This is a genomic window from Streptomyces sp. MZ04 (assembly GCF_004684775.1).
Taxonomy (GTDB): Bacteria; Actinomycetota; Actinomycetes; order Streptomycetales; family Streptomycetaceae; genus Streptomyces.
In genome coordinates, this window is record NZ_SRIC01000499.1 from 1 (window position 1) to 2,759 (window position 2,759).

Below are 2,759 nucleotides of genomic sequence, written 5' to 3' on the forward strand. Positions count from 1 at the left end.
GCCCCGGGCAACCCGCCCCCACCGCCACGCTCCGCTCGACTCTCGCGTTCGTGGAGAGCCCTGTGCAGCTCCTCAACGTCCTCGAGTGGGCGCATACGGCGGGGGCGACCGGCCCGGCCGGGGGTCTCACCGTCGTCGTCCTCTCCCCGAACGACCCCATGACCCGCGGCCAGTTGCGCCGCATGGCCCAACTCGCCCGCGACGAGGGCCTCAACGTGCGCTGGGAGGAGGCGCGCGGCGGCCCGGCCGCACCCTTCCAGACGATCGGCGGCCTGACGGGCGCGCTGCGATCGGCGGACCGGATAGTGATCGGCGACCCGTTCTCGCGCTATGTGCAGTTGTTGTTGACCATCACCAGGGCCCGCTCGCTGGTCGTCGTGGACGACGGCACGGCGACGATGGAGTTCATCTCCCAACTGGCCACCGGTGAACGCCTGGTGCGCTGGCACCGCCGTGGCGGCCGCCCCGGCGTACGCGACCTGGCCTTCGCCCCGGTCTCGGCCTCCGCGCGCCGCCGCCTGACGCCGGGCGGCAAGCGCACGGTGGAGGTCTTCTCGTCCATGCCGATCGACTCGGCGCCGGCGGGGGTCCGCATCACACCGAACACCTTCTCCTGGACGCGTGAACGTTTCGGCCCGCCGAGGGTGTCGAAGGGCGCGGACTTGGTGGGCACGTCGCTGGTGGAGACGGGCGTGGTGGATCTGGACCGCTATGTGGAGGCGGTCGGTTCCCTCTCCCGCGCGCACGGCGCGACGCGCTACTTCGCGCACCGCCGCGAGAGCTCCGAGAAGCTTCACCGTCTGGCGGTGGAGACGGGCCTGCAGGTGGTCCGCCCGGACCTCCCCCTGGAACTGATCGCCCGCCGGGGCCCGATCGGCCGCACGATCCTGAGCTTCCCGTCGACGGTGGTCCACACGCTCCCCCTGGCCCTTGCGGGCACGGAGGTCAGGGTCGCGGTCTGCGACATCGACCCGGCCTGGCTGACGGAAAACGCCTCACCGCGCGCGCAGGGCTTTCTCTCCGGGGTCACGGGGACGGCCCGCGACGTCCATCGGCTGGCTTCGGTGGTCTCGACAGGAGCACCGGTTACGGCGTGACGTTCGCCTTGATCGCCGCGATGAGGGCTCGAAGCTGGGGCCGGGCGGTGGTGAGGATCTCCTCGGGGGTGTCGCTTTCCCGGAGGCGGATGGTGTCGGGCGTGGTGCCGGGGGCTATGTAGACGCAGGAGGAACCTTCCTCGCTGTACGTGGACTTCTGCCAGCGCGGCTTCGGATTCGGCTCGGTCACGAGTGTGCCTTTCACAGGTCCTGGGCGATGTGCTGGATCAGCTCGCGGGACGCGGCGGCCTCCAAGGAGACCTTCTCCATGCGGTCCAGCACGAGGCGGTACTTCTCCAACTGTCCGACAGCATCGATTAGTTCGCTGCCATGTGCGGTGTCGAGCTGCACGGTGTCGAGCGCGGTGACGGGGCCGTACGCATAGTCGACGCCGTGCCCTGTGGTGGGGAACGACGTGCCCCCGAAGGGAATGACGCGAAGCGTCAGGGCGGGCCGGTGGCTCATCTCGGCAAGATGGTCGAGCTGGGCTCGCGCCACATCGCGGCCGCCGAACTGCATGCGTAGCGCGGCCTCGTGCACGATTACGGTGTAGGGGAGCGGCTTCTCCCGGTGGAGTACGGCCTGCCGCTTGATGCGGTGGGAGATCCGGTACTCGATCTCGTGCGGCCGCAGGGCGGGGACGACTTCACGGAAGAGCGCACGGGCATGCTCGGGGGTCTGGAGCAGTCCCGGGATGTTGATCACCTGCGCCACGCGCAGTCCGGTGGCGTACTGCTCCAGCTCCGCGAGGTCCAGGAGGCGGGCGGGCAGAGCGTTCCGGTACTCCTCCCACCAGCCGCGTGTGCGATCGGCGGCCATCTCTGCGAGCGCGTCGACGAAGGGCTGGTCGGCGCAGTCGTAGATCTGAGCAAGCGTGTGTACGCGCTCGGCGCTGACCCCGAACCGGTTCGCTTCGATATTGCTGATCTGAGCCTGGGTGGTCCCCAGAGAACGGGCGGCTTCGACGGCGGTCATGCCCGCGCGCTCCCGCAGTCGGCGCAGCTCGATGCCGATGCGGAGACGGCGGGCCGATGGGGCGGTTCTGGGTGCCATGTCCTCGCTCCGTTTCGTACGCCTGGTGTGGTCATCACCCACACGAGGGCAATAGCTGAAGGTTTTGCAGCTATGAGCAAAACCTTCAGGGTTTGCAGCCTACGGTGTGACCAAGTCGCCCTACTGGTCTTGCCGTTAAGTCGGAAGCGCACCGCGTCGAAGCACGTGGCATGCCACCACCCGGTACGGCCTCCGAAGGGCGAGCCGACCCCCGCCAACGCAGGAGGCGTCCATGGTCACCGTCACCGTATCTCCGCCCAAGCCCAATCCACCTTCACCCGAAGTCTGGTCGTACGCCCTGCACTTGCCCCACGATCCGCGCGCCCCGCGTATCGCGCGGAAGACGCTGCGGGCGGTGCTGTACGGGTACGGCCTCGGGGAGCTGACGGACACCGCCGAGATCCTGACATCGGAACTGGTCACGAACGCCTACCGGCACACAGCCGGCCCCGCCGCACTACGTCTCCGGGGCCTGGATGGCGGGCGCGGGGTACGGGTCGGCGTCTGGGACACGGACCCGCATGTCCCACCCCCTTTCGACAGGCCCCGGACATGCTTGCCGCCCCTCGCCCAGGGGGCTGAGGGGGGCCGGGGGCTCCGCCTGGTGGG

The 2,759-nt window shown here is 69.5% G+C and carries 4 protein-coding genes; 2 read left to right on the top strand and 2 right to left on the bottom strand.

Going from position 1 to position 2,759, the window contains the following annotated elements; translation table 11 throughout:
• Nucleotides 1–50 precede the first annotated feature (50 nt).
• Nucleotides 51–1,097: a hypothetical protein gene (locus tag E2651_RS42425; protein ID WP_135336599.1), complete on the top strand. Its 1,047-nt coding sequence runs from the start codon at nucleotides 51–53 to the stop codon at nucleotides 1,095–1,097.
• On the opposite strand, the gene E2651_RS42430 is transcribed toward E2651_RS42425, so the two are convergent.
• Both E2651_RS42430 and E2651_RS42435 read right to left on the bottom strand, forming a co-directional pair.
• On the bottom strand, nucleotides 1,087–1,287 hold the full coding sequence (locus tag E2651_RS42430; protein ID WP_135336600.1) for a DUF397 domain-containing protein: 201 nt from the start codon (nucleotides 1,285–1,287) through the stop codon (nucleotides 1,087–1,089). The two genes, E2651_RS42425 and E2651_RS42430, sit on opposite strands and share 11 nt — an antisense overlap.
• Nucleotides 1,288–1,298: 11 nt before the next feature.
• Entirely contained in the window at nucleotides 1,299–2,150 is an 852-nt protein-coding gene (locus tag E2651_RS42435) for a helix-turn-helix transcriptional regulator (protein ID WP_135336601.1), read from the bottom strand.
• 232 nt (nucleotides 2,151–2,382) lie between these two features.
• Here E2651_RS42435 and E2651_RS42440 point away from each other — a divergent pair.
• Nucleotides 2,383–2,759 (top strand): ATP-binding protein (locus tag E2651_RS42440; RefSeq protein ID WP_135336602.1); only part of this gene is annotated, 377 nt, incomplete at its 3' end.